This window comes from Gryllotalpicola ginsengisoli DSM 22003 (genome assembly GCF_000419445.1).
Taxonomy (GTDB): domain Bacteria; phylum Actinomycetota; class Actinomycetes; order Actinomycetales; family Microbacteriaceae; genus Gryllotalpicola; species Gryllotalpicola ginsengisoli.
The window spans coordinates 53732-66729 of record NZ_AULK01000006.1; the positions used below are offsets into that span (position 1 = coordinate 53732).

General features: G+C 71.9%; 12 protein-coding genes. 7 read left to right on the forward strand and 5 right to left on the reverse strand.

Features of this window, described 5'->3' with window-relative positions:
- Positions 1–16 precede the first annotated feature (16 nt).
- The 5 genes from H563_RS0111490 to H563_RS16380 are packed head-to-tail and all read left to right on the forward strand — an operon-like array spanning position 17 to position 5271.
- Entirely contained in the window at positions 17–1615 is a 1599-nt protein-coding gene (locus H563_RS0111490) for an ABC transporter substrate-binding protein (RefSeq protein WP_027479376.1), read from the forward strand.
- On the forward strand, positions 1615–2712 hold the full coding sequence (locus H563_RS16365) for an ABC transporter permease (RefSeq protein ID WP_022882753.1): 1098 nt from the start codon (positions 1615–1617) through the stop codon (positions 2710–2712). Before H563_RS0111490 ends, H563_RS16365 begins: the two co-directional genes overlap by 1 nt.
- Entirely contained in the window at positions 2709–3635 is a 927-nt protein-coding gene (locus H563_RS16370) for an ABC transporter permease (protein WP_022882754.1), read from the forward strand. The genes H563_RS16365 and H563_RS16370 overlap by 4 nt, the downstream gene beginning before the upstream one ends.
- Positions 3632–4483, forward strand: coding sequence for an ABC transporter ATP-binding protein (locus tag H563_RS16375; protein WP_051142740.1), 852 nt, complete (start codon positions 3632–3634; stop codon positions 4481–4483). Before H563_RS16370 ends, H563_RS16375 begins: the two co-directional genes overlap by 4 nt.
- On the forward strand, positions 4483–5271 hold the full coding sequence (locus H563_RS16380; protein WP_033210632.1) for an ABC transporter ATP-binding protein: 789 nt from the start codon (positions 4483–4485) through the stop codon (positions 5269–5271). The genes H563_RS16375 and H563_RS16380 overlap by 1 nt, the downstream gene beginning before the upstream one ends.
- On the opposite strand, the gene H563_RS0111515 is transcribed toward H563_RS16380, so the two are convergent.
- Positions 5268–5978 carry a type 1 glutamine amidotransferase gene (locus tag H563_RS0111515; RefSeq protein ID WP_022882755.1) on the reverse strand — a complete coding sequence of 237 codons (711 nt, stop codon included), beginning with the start codon at positions 5976–5978 and terminating at the stop codon, positions 5268–5270. The genes H563_RS16380 and H563_RS0111515 overlap by 4 nt on opposite strands.
- A gap of 64 nt (positions 5979–6042) precedes the next feature.
- Between H563_RS0111515 and H563_RS0111520 the strand changes: the two genes are divergently transcribed.
- Both H563_RS0111520 and H563_RS0111525 read left to right on the forward strand, forming a co-directional pair.
- Entirely contained in the window at positions 6043–7026 is a 984-nt protein-coding gene (locus tag H563_RS0111520) for an acetylxylan esterase (RefSeq protein WP_022882756.1), read from the forward strand.
- Between the two features lie 38 nt (positions 7027–7064).
- On the forward strand, positions 7065–8045 hold the full coding sequence (locus tag H563_RS0111525) for an NAD-dependent epimerase/dehydratase family protein (protein WP_022882757.1): 981 nt from the start codon (positions 7065–7067) through the stop codon (positions 8043–8045).
- 41 nt (positions 8046–8086) lie between these two features.
- On the opposite strand, the gene araA is transcribed toward H563_RS0111525, so the two are convergent.
- The 4 genes from araA to H563_RS0111545 all read right to left on the reverse strand — a co-directional run bounded on the left by araA (position 8087) and on the right by H563_RS0111545 (position 12992).
- Positions 8087–9604, reverse strand: a complete 1518-nt coding sequence (gene araA, locus H563_RS0111530; protein WP_022882758.1) for an L-arabinose isomerase — start codon at positions 9602–9604, stop codon at positions 8087–8089.
- Positions 9601–10290 (reverse strand): L-ribulose-5-phosphate 4-epimerase, encoded by a 690-nt coding sequence (locus H563_RS0111535; protein WP_022882759.1) that lies wholly within the window; start codon positions 10288–10290, stop codon positions 9601–9603. Before H563_RS0111535 ends, araA begins: the two co-directional genes overlap by 4 nt.
- The gene (locus H563_RS0111540; protein WP_022882760.1) at positions 10287–11900 is read right to left on the reverse strand and encodes a xylulokinase; all 1614 of its coding nucleotides are present in this window, start codon (positions 11898–11900) and stop codon (positions 10287–10289) included. Before H563_RS0111540 ends, H563_RS0111535 begins: the two co-directional genes overlap by 4 nt.
- A gap of 72 nt (positions 11901–11972) precedes the next feature.
- Positions 11973–12992, reverse strand: coding sequence for a LacI family DNA-binding transcriptional regulator (locus H563_RS0111545; RefSeq protein WP_022882761.1), 1020 nt, complete (start codon positions 12990–12992; stop codon positions 11973–11975).
- Positions 12993–12998: the final 6 nt, after the last annotated feature.

The window sequence follows — 12998 nt, forward strand, 5'->3', positions numbered from 1 at the left end:
CGCCGAAGGAGGCCTCGTGAGTGTGAAGAAGCGCGGCATCGCCGCCGTCGTTCTCGGTTCCATCGCCGTGCTGACGCTCGCCGCCTGCGGCTCCGGCGGCTCGGGCAGCGCATCCAGCGCGAAGTCCCTCGTCGTCGACACGAACTACGACCTGGTCACGCTCGACCCCGGTCGCGACTTCGAGTTCACCGGCAACCTGATCGACGCGCAGATCTACGAGACCGCGCTCACCTACAAGGGTGACGACCTGTCCAAGCCGGTTCCCGAGCTCACCACCTACCAGGTGTCGTCGGACGACAAGACGGTCACGCTCAAGCTCAACGGCAAGCACTACTTCTCGGACGGCAAGCCGGTCACGGTCGACGACATCGTGTACTCGTATCAGCGGATGCAGGGCATCGCCGGCAACCCGTCGTTCCTGCTCCTCGACCCGGCCGGGAAGCCGATCACGATCACGAAGGTGGACGACTCCACCCTGACGCTGACCAGCTCGACGGCCAACCCGGCGCTCCCCTTCATTCTGCCGAACCCGTCGCTCGGCATCGTGGAGAAGGCGACGGTCACCGCCCACGGCGGCACGACCGACGAGAAGGACGGCGCCCAGTCCTGGCTCGACACCCACTCGATCGGCTCCGGGCCGTACATGATCTCCTCCTCCGACATCAAGTCGCGGGTGGTGCTCACGGCCAACCCGCACTACGCGGGCACGAAGCCGAGCTACACGAAGGTGGTGGTCAAGAACGCGACGAGCGCCACGCAGAAGGTCGACCTGCAGTCCGGGCAGGCGCAGCTGGCCGACGGCATCTCCCCGCAGGACGCCACGAGCCTGAAGTCGTCGGGCAAGGCCGGCGTCACCTCGGGCGCGTCCCTGTACACCCTGTACGCCTGGTTCAACCAGATGCCCGACTTGGGCGGTCCGGTCGCGAACGAGGACTTCCTGAACGCCGTGCGGCACGGCATCGACTACGACGCGATCCTGAAGCTCGTCGGCGCCGGCTCCGTGCAACCCGGCGGCGTCGTGCCGCAGGGCCTGTTCGGTGCGCTGAAGTCGGATCCGAGCAACACCTACGACCTCTCGGAAGCCAAGGCCGACCTCGCGAAGTCCGGCTATTCGGGCCAGACCGTCAAGTTCCTCGTCGACAGCGAGGCTCAGGCGGGCAACGCCTCCTTCTCGAACATCGCGCAGACGCTGCAGGCGCAGCTGAAGAAGGTCGGCATCAACCTCCAGCTCGTGCCGCAGCCGAGCGCCACTGCGCTCGACACCTTCCGCTCCGGGAAGTTCCAGGCGGGCATGGCGCAGTGGGGGGCCGACTACCCCGACGCATCCGATTACATCGCCTTCGCGCCGGATCAGAACGTCGGCCTGCGCGCCGGCTGGGCCACGGGCAAGGGGATCTCGAGCGCGGAGCAGCTGAAGCCGCTGTTCACCAAGGCGATGACCACGACCGACGACACCGCTCGTGAGAAGGCGTGGCAGGAGGTGCAGACCGAGATGAACAAGGTCGGCCCGTTCATTCCGATCGTGCAGCCGGGCGCGCAGCTCGTGTACGCGACGTCGGTGAAGGGTGCGGTGTACAACCCGCTGTGGACCGTCTCCTTCGCCGACCTGAAGTAGTGACGGCGAGCGGCACCGCCCCGACGAGGCGCAGACTCGGGTACCCGTCCGGCACCGCCGGCCGGGCGGGCGCCCACCCCCTGCTGCGCTACATCGCGGTGCGGTTCGGAATCAGCGTGCTGCTGCTGTGGGGCGTGACGCTGATCACCTTCATCCTGACCAACCTGGTGCCGGCGAACCCGGTCGCGGCGGTGCTCGGCGAGACGGCCATGAACAACCCGCGGATCGTGGCCGCCACTGAGCACCGGCTCGGCCTCGATAAACCGCTGCCCGTGCAGTACGGGCTCTACCTGTGGCGCCTGCTGCACCTCGACTTCGGCACCTCGAACCAGACCCAGCAGCCGATCCTCGACGACCTCAAGGTCGCGTTCCCGGCCACGATCGAGCTGGCCCTGTACGTCATGATCCTCTCGGTGGTCATCGGCCTGGGCCTCGCGATCTGGGCCGCCCTCACCCGCGGCTCCGTCACCGATCTGGTGATCCGCCTCGGCAGCCTGGCCGGCATCTCGGTGCCGCTGTTCTGGCTGGCGATGGTGCTGTTCTACCTGCTCTCGGTCGTGCTCGGAGTGCTGCCCGGCTCCGGGCGCCTCGACCCCACCCTGGAGCCGCCGCCGCAGGTCACCGGCCTGTACACGATCGACGCCGCCATCGCCGGGCAGTGGGACGTGCTGGCGAGCGCGTTCGAGCACCTCGCGCTGCCCGTCCTCGTGCTCACCCTGTACACCCTCGCCACCCTGGTGAAGTTCTTCCGCTCCGCGCTGCTCGACGTCGTGAACCAGGAGTACGTGGTCGCCGCCCGGGCCAAGGGCCTGCCGGGCCGGCAGGTGGTCTTCGGCTACATCCTGCGCGGGGCGCTGCTGCCCATCCTCACCATGACCGGCCTCGCCTTCGGCTCGCTGCTTTCCGGGGCGGTGATGACCGAGACCGTGTTCTCCTGGCAGGGGCTCGGGCAGTACGCGCTGCAGGCCTCGACCCACCTCGACATGCCCGCGATCATGGGCGTCGGCATCGTGATCGGAGCGGTCTACATCGCCATCAACTTCGTCATCGACCTGCTCTACGGCGTCATCGACCCGCGGGTGAGGAGGCGCGCATGAGCGAGAGCCTCTCGCCGGAGGCATCCGTCGCCGCCCCGCCGCCCGGCACGAGCGCGTTCGACGCGCTGCCCCGCCGGCGGCGCACGCTGCCGCGCGCCTGGCGCAGCCCGTTCGCGATCGTCGGCGCGGCGGTGATCGTGCTGTGGGCGATCGTGGCCGTCTTCGCGCCGCTGATCGAGCCGCACGACCCGCTCGGGCAGGTCGCCCAGGCCGTGCAGCCGCCGAGCGCCGCGCATCCGTTCGGCACCGACCTGCTCGGGCGCGACATCCTCTCCCGTGTGATCGCCGGCTCGCGCATCTCACTGCCCGCGCCGGTCATGCTGGTCGTCGCCTCGCTCGTGATCGGCGTCGTGCTCGGGCTGATCGCCGGCTACTTCGGCCGGGTCGTCGACGAGGTGATCATGCGGATCACCGACCTCGTCCTCGCGTTCCCGTCGATCATCCTGGCCATGATCATCGTGGCGGCGACCGGGCCCGGCATCCAGCACGCGATGATCGCCATCATCATCGTCAACTGGCCGCAGTACACCCGCGTCACCCGCTCGCTCGTGCTCGGCGCCCGGTCGAGCGAATACGTGGTCGCCGGGCGGCTGATGGGGGCGAACTGGTTCACGAGCCTGACCCGCGACATCCTGCCCAACATCGCCTCCCCGGTGCTGGTGCTCGCGACGCTCGACTTCGGCAACCAGATCCTCGCCCTCGCGGGGCTGTCCTTCCTCGGGCTCGGCGCGGTGCCGCCGCAGGCCGAGTGGGGCTCGATGGTCTACGACGGGCTGCAGAACTTCTCCGCCTGGTGGATCGCCGCCTTCCCGGCGCTCGCGATCTTCACGCTGGTCATCGCCTTCAATCTGCTCGGCGACGCGCTGCGCGACGCGCTCGACCCGCGCATGCAGGAACGGCTGCAGGAAGGCGGGGCGCTGTGAGCGACGACCTGACGACGACGGATGCCGCGGCCGGCGCCGCCCCCGCGGTGCGAATCCGCGACCTGCGGCTCACGATCGACGGCCGGCAGATCCTGCGCGGCCTGGACCTCACCCTGCCGAAGGGCAAGGTCACCGGGCTCGCCGGCGAGTCCGGCTCGGGCAAGACGATGACGGGCATGGCGCTGATCGGGCTGCAGCCCGAGGGCGCCGTCGTGGAGGGCGCCATCGACTTCGGCGGCCTGAACCTGCTGGCGCTGTCGCGGCGCGAGTTCAACCGGCTGCGCGGCGCCCGGATCGCCATGGTGTTCCAGGACCCCACCTCGAGCCTGCATCCCATGCTCTCGATCGGGCGGCAGCTGACCGACCACCTGCGCCACCACCTGCGCATGTCCCGAAGGGAGGCGCTCGACCGGGCCGCCGAGCTGCTCGCGCGCGTCGGCGTGCCCGACCCGCGCGGCGCCCTGCGCAAGTACCCGCACGAGTTCTCGGGCGGGCAGCTGCAGCGCATCGCGATCGCCGGGGCGATCGCCTGCGAGCCCGAGCTGCTCATCGCCGATGAGCCGACGACCGCCCTCGACGTCACCGTGCAGGCCGGCATCCTGCGCCTGTTGCGGGAACTGTGCGACGAGCTCGGCCTGACCGTCGTGCTGATCACGCACGACTTCGGCGTGCTCTCCTCGCTCGCCGACGAGATCGCGGTGATGCGCCGCGGCGAGATCGTCGAGCAGGGGCACCGCTACGAGGTGATCCGCAACCCGCGGCATCCGTACACGCGCGAACTGATCGAGTCGCTGCCCATGCACGAGCTCGCGCCCGCTGAGGGGCCCGCCGAGGGAGGCGAGGGCTGATGGGGCGCGAACTCGTCGTCGACGACGCCCGGGTCACGTACTCGGTCGCCGGGCGCGGGCAGCTGAATGCGGTCGACGGGGTGTCGTTCACGCTCGAGCCGGGCACCGTGCTGGGGCTGGTCGGCGAGTCGGGGTGCGGCAAGTCGACGCTCGCCCGGGCGCTGTGCGGTCTGACGCCGCTGTCCGGCGGCGGCATCCGCTTCGGCGACAAGCCGGTCGCGCCCATGCGGCTGTCCCGGCGCGAGCCCGAGCTGCTGCGGGTGCAGATGGTCTTCCAGAACCCGTACGCGTCGCTGAATCCCCGGCGCCGCATCGGCAAGCAGCTCGAGGACGCCCGGCGGATCCACCCCGGGCAGGCGCCCACCGTCGGCGAGCTGCTCGATGAGGTCGAGCTGCCGCGCAGCACCGCGGCCGGGTTCCCGTACCAGTTCTCCGGCGGCCAGCGGCAGCGCATCGCCATCGCCCGCGCGATGGCCACCGGGCCCGAGGTGCTGATCGGCGACGAGCCGATCGCCTCGCTCGACGCCTCGCTGCAGTCGAAGGTGGCGCAGCTGATGCGCCGCGTGGCCCTCGACTCGGGCGCCGCGCTGCTGTTCATCAGCCACGACCTCGCGATCGTGCGCACCATCGCCGATCGGGTGCTCGTGATGAGCGCGGGGAAGATCGTGGAGTCGGGGCCGACGCAGCGGGTGTGGCAGCAACCGGAGCATCCGTACACCAAGCGGCTGCTCGGGGCGATCCCGGCCGTGGACGGGCTTGGGCGCATCCCGCTCGTCGAACCGCGCTAGGCGACCGTCGCCGCCACCACCCGGGCGAAGCCGTCGGCGAGGGCCCGCGCGACGGATGCCGCGCGCGGCTCGGCGGCGTCGGCCTCGCGCCGCAGCCGGTCGAGGTCGAGGCCGCCCGCGGCGAGTTCCGCGGCGTTCCAGCGGGCGAGCTCGGCGGCGGCCACCTCGGGGTGGAACTGCAGCCCCCACGCGTGCTCCCCCACCCGGAACGCCTGGTGCGGGTGATCCCGGCTCGAGGCCAGCAGCACCGCGCCGGCGGGCAGCGCCGTGATCGAGTCCTCGTGGTTCTCGATCATGCGGACGGTGCGCGGCAGGCCGGCGAAGAGAGGGTCATCGGATGCCGCATCCGTCAGCCCGATCGTCGTGGAGCCGCGCTCGGGCCGCCCGTGCCGCGCGGTCACCCGGCCGCCGGCGACCTCGGCGAGCAGCTGGCCGCCCAGGCAGATGCCGAGCGTCGGCAGCCCTCGCTCGAGCGCAGCGGCGGTCAGGGCCCGCTCGGCCGGCAGCCACGGCGCCCGCTCGTCGTCGGAGGGCAGCAGGCCGCCGCCGAGGAGCACGAGGCCGTCGTATCCGTCGGGCGTGCCGGGCAGCCCGTCGGCGCCCTGCCGCACGTCGAGCCGGAGGCCGGACTGCCGCCACCACGTCTCGAAGCGGCGCAGCCCGCTCGTCGCGGAGTTCTGCACGACGAGGACGGCCGGTGCGCTCATCTGCTCAGTCTGCCGCCCCCGATAGGGTCGAAGGGACGCCGTCGTCTTTTCCCGAAAGAGAGCCATGCCGTTCACCGACCTTCCCCTGGCCGAGCTTCAGACCTTCTCCCCCGCGGTGCGCGAGCCGGCCGACTTCGACGGGTTCTGGCGCGAGACCGTCGCCGAGGCACGGGCCGCCGCCGACCTGAGCGGCGCCGAGGCGGTGCGGGTTCCCGCCGAGACGCCGATCACCGAGTTGATCGTGGAAGACCTGACCTTCCCCGGCTTCAATGCCGAGCCGGTCAAAGGCTGGGTGATCCGCCCGAAGGGCCGTGACGGCGAGCGGCTGCCGACGGTGGTCGAGTTCAACGGCTACAACGGCGGCCGCGGCATCGCCGGCGAGCGCGTGGGCTGGGCACTCGCCGGGTACGTGCACGTGTTCATGGACACCCGCGGGCAGGGCTCCGGCTGGGGCACGGGCGGCGAGACACCTGACCCGCACGGCTCGGGACCCGCTGTGGCCGGGTGGATGACCCGCGGCATCCTCGACCCGCGCGAGCACTACTACCGCCGCGTCTACACGGATGCGGCCCGGCTGCTCGACGCGGTCAAGCGCTGGGAGTTCGTCGATCCCGCGCGCCTCGCCGTCACCGGCGGCAGCCAGGGCGGCGGCATCGCGATCGCCGCGGCCGGCCTCGACCCGGAGGTCAAGGCTCTGATGCCCGACGTCGCGTTCCTGTGCGCGTGGGAGCACGGGGCATCGGTCGCCCTCAGCGACCCGTACCAGGAGCTGGTGCGCTACCTCGCCGCGCACCGGGAGCACGTCGAGACCGTGTGGAACACGGCCGCGTACTTCGACGGCGTCAACTTCGCCAAGCAGATCGCCGCGCCGGCGCTGTTCTCGGTGGCGCTGATGGACGACATCGTGCCGCCGTCGACCACTTTCGCCGCGTTCAACGCGCTCGCATCAGCGGATAAGCACATCGAGGTCTACCCCTACAACGGCCATGAGGGTGGGCAGACCTACCAGTGGCTGAAGCAGGTCGCGTTCCTGCGGCACCGCTTCTGAGCATCCGTCTCACTCATCGCCGACAAGGGAGGCACACCATGCGCATCGTCGTGATCGGGGCGACCGGGCACGTCGGCGGCTACCTGGTGCCGCGACTCGTGAATGCGGGCCACGAGGTCGTCGCCCTCAGTCGTGGCGGAACTCCGCGCTACCGGGACGACCCGGCCTGGCAGCGGGTGACGAGCGTGCAGGTCGATCGCGCCGCAGAGGAGGCGGCCGGCGCCTTCGGCTCTCGCGTCGCCGAGCTCGGCGCCGACGTCGTCATCGACATGATCTGCTTCACGCGCGAGTCGGCGGCACAGCTCGTCGACGCGATCCGCGGCCGGGTCGGCCTGCTCGTGATGTGCAGCACCATCTGGGTGCACGGCACACTGACCGCGCTGCCCGCCGAGGAAGACGACGACCTGGCGCCGTGGGGCGAGTACGGCACCGGCAAGCTCGCGATCGAACGGATGCTGGCGCAGGAGTCCGCCGCACCCGGCGGCCTGCCCGCCCTCAGCCTGCGGCCAGGGCACATCAGCGGGCCCGGCTGGCCCGTGATCAACCCCGCGGGCAACCTCGACCCGGCGGTGTGGCGGAAGCTCGCCCGCGGCGAGCGGCTGGTGCTGCCCGACTTCGGCCTCGGGCTGCTGCACCATGTGCACGCCGACGACGTGGCGCAGGCGTTCCAGCTGGCGGCCGAACTGAGCCCGGACCGCCGCCGCGAGCTCGCGGGCCGCAGTTACCACGTCACGTCGGAGCGGGCGTTGACGCTGCGGGGTTTCGCCGCCGCCGTGGCCGGCTGGTTCGGGCAGGAGCCGCAACTCGGCTTCGCCCCATGGGACGAGTTCGCCGCGTCGACCACCCCGGAGTTCGCGCAGACCACCCTCGAGCACATCTCGCGCAGCCATGCGGTGTCGATCGAACGAGCCCGCGCGGAGCTCGGCTACCGGCCGGGCCACACCTCGCTCGAGGCGACCCGCGAGGCGCTCGCCTGGCTGATCGAGCACGGCCGCGTCGACGCCCCGCCGCTTCCGTGAGAGTCCGGCGACGCGGGCCCTCGGATGCCCGGCCAGGCGGACTAGATTCCGGAGGCGAGCCTCCAGTAGGCCTGGTTCCAGCGCACCTCGTTCTCGACGTCGCGGGCGCGGGTGTGCTCATTGATGACGAACAGCTCGATGCCGACCATGCGGGCGAGGTCCTCGAACGCCTCGAGGCCCACGGCGGTCGACATCACCGTGTGGTGCGCGCCGCCGGCGGTGAGCCAGGCGGTCGCCGAGGTCTCGAAGTCGGGGCGCGGATGCCACACCGCACGGCCCACCGGAAGGTGCGGCAGCGGCGCACGGGGCTCGATCACGTCGACCACGTTGGCGGTGAGGCGGAACCGGTCGCGCAGGTCGGCCAGCGACACCACCACGGCGGGGCCGGGGTCGGCCGTGAAGACGAGGCGCACCGGGTCGTCCTTGCCGCCGATGCCGAGCGGGTGGATCTCGAGGCTCGGCTTCGCCGAGGTCAGCGCGGGCGAGACCTCGAGCATGTGTGCCCCGAGGATCGCCTCCTTCCCCTCGACGAGGTCGTAGGTGTAGTCCTCCATCAGGCTCGCCCCGCCCGGCAGCCCCGCGCCCATGGCGTTCGCGGCGCGCACCAGCACCGCGGTCTTCCAGTCGCCCTCGGCGCCGAAGCCGTAGCCGTCGGCCATCAGCCGCTGCACCGCCAGGCCCGGCAGCTGTTTGAGGCCGCCGAGGTCTTCGAAGGTGTCGGTGAAGGCGCCGAAGCCGCCCTGCTCGAGGAACGCCCGCAGGCCGACCTCGATCGCGGCGCCGTCTCGCAGCGATTGGTGGCGCTCGCCGCCGGGCCGCAGCTCGGGCACCACGTCGTAGCGCTCCAGGTACTCGTCGACGAGCTCCGAGACCTGCGCATCCGTCGCCTGGTCGACCAGGGCGACCAGCTCGTTCACCGCCCAGGTGTTCACCTCGACGCCCAACTTGGCCTGCGCCTCGGTCTTGTCGCCCTCGGTGACGGCGACCTGCCGCATGTTGTCGCCGAAGCGCGCCACCTTGAGCGTCGCGAGCGCGTGCCGGCCGACCGCGGCGCGCACCCACGTGCCCACCCGCTGCTGCACGCGCGGGTTGGTCACGTGGCCGACGACCGTCTTGCGACGGATGCCGAGGCGGGTGAGCGCGTAGCCGAATTCCCGGTCGCCGTGGGCCGCCTGGTTGAGGTTCATGAAGTCGAAGTCGATCTCGCCGTAGGGCAGTTCCACGTTCGCCTGCGTGTGCAGGTGCAGCAGCGGCTTGGCGAGCTCCTGCAGGCCGGCGATCCACATCTTCGCCGGGCTGAAGGTGTGCATCCAGGTGATCACGCCGATCACCCGGTCGTCGGAGTTGGCGTCGAGCACCGCGCGGCGGATCGCCTCGGCGTCGGTGAGCACGGGCTTCCAGACGATCCTCACCGGCACGGCGTCGGCCGCGTCGAGCGTGGAGACGAGGCGCTGGGACTGCTCGGCGACCTGCCGCAGCGTCTCCTCGCCGTACAGGCCCTGGCTGCCGGTGAAGAACCAGATCTCGAACTCGGAGTAGTCGGTGAAGGGGGTCGTCATTTGTCTGCCTGCTTCTGTCCGTAGACGTTCTGATAGCGGTCGAAGAGCGCGTCGATCTTGTCGGCGGCGATGGGAAGGGGCTCGCCCAGCTGGCGCGAGATGTGCACGGTGCGGGCGACGTCTTCGGCCATGACGGCGGCCTTGACGGCGTCGCGCGCGTCCTTTCCGATGGTGAAGACGCCGTGGTTCTGCATCAGCACCGCCCGGGAGCGATGGCCGGAGAGCGTGGCGACGATGCCGCGGCCGATGGAGTCGTCGCCGATGATCGCGAACGGCCCGACCGGGATCTCGCCGCCGAACTCGTCGGCCATCGCCGTCAGCACGCACGGGATCGCCTCGCCGCGCGCCGCCCACGCGGTCGCGTAGGTGGAGTGGGTGTGCACCACCCCGCCCACCTCCGGCATGTTGCGGTACACGTAGGCGTGTGCCGCGGTGTCGCTCGACGGAGCGCGCTCCGAGCCGGGGGTGCCGGGCACGACGCGGCCGTCGAGGTCGCACAGGATCATGTTGTCGGGTGCGAGCTCGTCGTAGGAGACGCCGCTCGGCTTGATGACGAACAGCTCCTCCCCCGGCACGCGGCCCGACACGTTGCCGCCCGTCCACACGACGAGCCCGTATCGCACGAGCTCCGCATGCAGCGACGCCACCTGTTCGCGGATGGCCCGGATCGTCTCATCCGTCGTCATGCCTGTCCTTTCTCTGAGGTCTGGAGCGCGCCCGCCGCGGCGCGCTCGATGTCGAGGCCCGCGGTGAAGCGCTCGAGGAACGCCGTGAAGCCCGCGACGTCGGCGGGGTCCGGGTCGACGACGCTCTGCGCGTCGCCCCGGAAGACGCGGGCGCCGAGGAACTCGGCGAGGCTCTGCTCGGGCGCGGCCTCGAGGTAGGCGGCCAGCAGCGCCATGCCCCAGGAGCCGCCTTCGCCGGCGGTGCGCTCCACGGCGACGGGCACCTCGAGCGCGGCGGCGAGCAGGCGCTGCGCCACGCCGGCGGTGCGGAAGATGCCGCCGTGGCCGACGAGCCGGTCGACGCGCACGCCTTCGCCGTCGAGCACGCGCATGCCGAGCGCCAGGGTCGCGAACACCGCGTAGAGCTGCGTGCGCATCAGGTTGGCGAGGGTGAAGCTGCTGTCGGGGGTGCGCACGACGAGCGGCCGACCCTCTTCGAGCCCGGCGACCGGTTCGCCGGAGAGGTAGTTGTAGGCGAGCAGCCCGCCGCCGTCGGCGTCGCCCGCGAGCGCCTCGTCGAGCAGCGCGCGGTAGACCGTGTCGCCGTCGGCGCCCGCGCCGATCGTCTCCGCGAAGCGCGTGAACACGCCCGCCCAGGCGGCCAGCTCGCTGGCGCCGTTGTTGCAGTGCACCATCGCCACCGGATCGCCGGCCGGCGTGGTGACGACGTCGATCTCGGGGTGGATCGCGGCGAGCGGCTGCTCGAGCACGACCATCGCGAACACGCTCGTACCGACGCTGACGTTGCCGGTGCGCGGCGCGACCGCGTTCGTGGCGACCATGCCGGTGCCGGCGTCGCCCTCGGGCGGGCAGAACGGGATGCCCGGTCGCAGCTCACCGCGCGGGTCGAGCAGCGCCGCGCCCTCGGCGGTGAGTTCTCCCGCCTGGGCGCCCGCGGGCAGCACCTCGGGCAGCAGGCCGCGCAGCGAGAGCCCGGGCGCCCGCCGGCCGACGAGCCGCTCGGCCGTCTCGAGCTTGCCCTGGTCGTAGTCGCCGGTGGCGGGGTCGATGGGGAACATGCCGGACGCGTCGCCGACGCCGGCGACGAAGCGACCGGTGAGCCGGCGGTGCACATGCACGGCGAGCGTCTCCAGCGAGGCGAGGCGCTGCACGTGCTCCTCGCCGTCGAGCACCGCCTGGTAGAGATGCGCGATCGACCAGCGCAGCGGCACGTTGAAACCGAGCGCCTCGGTCAGCTCCGCCGCCGCAGGGCCGGTCGAGGTGTTGCGCCAGGTGCGGAACGGCACGAGCAGTTCGCCGCGCTCGTCGAAGGCGAGGTAGCCGTGCATCATCGCCGACACCCCGATGGCGCGGAACGAGGCGGGCCGCACCCCGTGCTCCCGCTCGGCGTTCGCCGCGAGGTCGGCGTAGCAGGCCTGCAGCCCCGACCACACGGCCTTGAGCGGGTAGGTCCAGCGCCCGTCGACGTACTCGTTCTGCCACTCGTGGCTGCCGTCGGCGAGCGGGGTGAAATCGGGCCCGATCAGGCTCGCCTTGATGCGTGTGGATCCCAGTTCGATGCCCAGCACCGCCTGGCCGCTCGCGATCACCTCGGCCGCTTCAGTCGCCATCGACTGCTCTCCCTCGCTCGCTTTGTTACCGGTAACAGCGTAGTGGCCCGCCGCCGCGGCGCAAATCCCGGGTTATCGGATGCCGCGCGTCGACGCCCTCACGATCAGCTGCGGCGCAGGCGCCGGTCCGGGCTGCGCCGCCACACCCAACCGCGCGAGCAGGGTGGCGATCGCCCGCCGCCCGAGGTCGGGGAAGTCCTGCCGCAGGGTGGTCAGCGCCGGCGCGTAGTGCACGGCCTCGGGCACGTCGTCGAAGCCGACCACGCTGAGCTCCTCGGGCACGGCGATACCCGCCTCGCGTGCGGCGTGCAGCAGCCCGAGCGCCATCTGGTCGTTCGCGCAGAAGACGGCGGTGAACCCGCCGCCGGCGAGCATGCGTTTGCCGGCGGCGTAGCCGGAGTCGGGCGTCCAATCCCCCGCCTCCACGCGCACGGGTTCGAGGCCGGCCCGGGCGAGCTCCGCGGCGAAGCCCTGCGCCCGCGCCTCCGCCTCGAGCCAGCCGGACGGCCCCGCCAGGTGTGCGATCGCCGTGTGACCGAGGTCGAGCAGGTGCCGCGCGGCGCTCCGGCCCCCGGCGGCCTGGTCGGCGGAGACGGACTCGGCGCCGCGGGCGGCGTGCATCGCGACGAAGGGGACGCCGGGTGCGGCATCCGTCATCACCTCGCCCGCCCGCGCGCCCGGCCCGACCACGATGATGCCCACGGCCCCCTGGTCGAGCAGGTGCTCCACGGCGGCGACGGCGTCCTCACGCCCGCCGTCGCCCACCGCGATCATCACCGAATACCCCTGCGAGCGCGCCGCGTCCTCGATGGCCGCGATCGTCGAGGCCGGCCCGTAGAGCCGCCCGCCGCTCGCCTCGAGCACGCCGATCACCCGCGAACTGCCGTGCGCGAGCGCCCGCGCGGTGCGGCTCGGGCGGAAATTGAGGCGCGAGATGGCCGCCTCCACCCGTTCTCGGGTGGCCGGGCTCACGTTCGGGTGCTGGTTGAGCACGCGCGACACCGTCATGTGCGAGACCCCGGCGATCCGCGCCACGTCACGGATGCTCGCGCCGGCGCGCCCCGGCTGCATCTGCTCCTCGGCCGGCGGCATGCCCCC

What these genes read in the sequence shown, in the direction of transcription:
- H563_RS16380 (WP_033210632.1), top strand. Translation starts at nt 4,483, where the DNA reads ATGGGGCGCGAACTCGTCGTCGACGACGCCCGGGTCACGTACTCGGTC.
- H563_RS0111540 (WP_022882760.1), bottom strand. Translation starts at nt 11,900, where the DNA reads ATGGCGACTGAAGCGGCCGAGGTGATCGCGAGCGGCCAGGCGGTGCTG.
- araA (WP_022882758.1), bottom strand. Translation starts at nt 9,604, where the DNA reads ATGACGACCCCCTTCACCGACTACTCCGAGTTCGAGATCTGGTTCTTC.
- H563_RS0111535 (WP_022882759.1), bottom strand. Translation starts at nt 10,290, where the DNA reads ATGACGACGGATGAGACGATCCGGGCCATCCGCGAACAGGTGGCGTCG.
- H563_RS16370 (WP_022882754.1), top strand. Translation starts at nt 2,709, where the DNA reads ATGAGCGAGAGCCTCTCGCCGGAGGCATCCGTCGCCGCCCCGCCGCCC.
- H563_RS0111545 (WP_022882761.1), bottom strand. Translation starts at nt 12,992, where the DNA reads ATGCCGCCGGCCGAGGAGCAGATGCAGCCGGGGCGCGCCGGCGCGAGC.
- H563_RS0111520 (WP_022882756.1), top strand. Translation starts at nt 6,043, where the DNA reads ATGCCGTTCACCGACCTTCCCCTGGCCGAGCTTCAGACCTTCTCCCCC.
- H563_RS0111525 (WP_022882757.1), top strand. Translation starts at nt 7,065, where the DNA reads ATGCGCATCGTCGTGATCGGGGCGACCGGGCACGTCGGCGGCTACCTG.
- H563_RS0111515 (WP_022882755.1), bottom strand. Translation starts at nt 5,978, where the DNA reads ATGAGCGCACCGGCCGTCCTCGTCGTGCAGAACTCCGCGACGAGCGGG.